We start from the raw sequence: 454 nt of genomic DNA on the forward strand, positions 1-454 counted from the left end.
GGGCAGTCGAAAGGCCGGATCAGGAAGCCCTCGTGTTCGGCGGCAGCCCCACCAGTCGACCAGCGGCATTTCCGTCTCATGCGGTAACGGCACGACGAACTCACTGACCTGGACCACCCTGCCTGCCGACGCCGATATCGCCCGCGGTCCTGGCCGAAGGCGACGACCGGGCACTGTTCGCTGTCGTGGAACACCGTCCGTCACCTTCGTCTCTCCCAAAAAAACCGGCACCGACTCGACACCGGCCACCTCAACATGGAGTCCATGCCGAGTTTGTCCAGGATCATTCGGACGACCCGGCCCGGACTGCGTCCGTCGGTGCGCACGCGGACGGTCGCCACCTCGCGGTAGAGGGGGCGGCGTTCACGCATCAGCTTGCGGTACTTCGCGCCGGGGTCGGCGCCGTTGAGCAGTGGGCGCTGGTTGCTCGCCCCGGTGCGGCGCAAACCCTCGG

General features: G+C 67.4%; 1 protein-coding gene. It reads right to left on the bottom strand.

From position 1 onward, the window contains the following. Positions 1-200: 200 nt before the first annotated feature. A partial coding sequence (locus tag JZ792_RS41360) for a shikimate kinase (RefSeq protein ID WP_308165655.1) occupies positions 201-454 on the bottom strand: 254 nt, incomplete at its 5' end.

Source organism: Nocardia noduli, assembly GCF_019038455.1.
GTDB classification, from domain to species: domain Bacteria; phylum Actinomycetota; class Actinomycetes; order Mycobacteriales; family Mycobacteriaceae; genus Nocardia; species Nocardia noduli.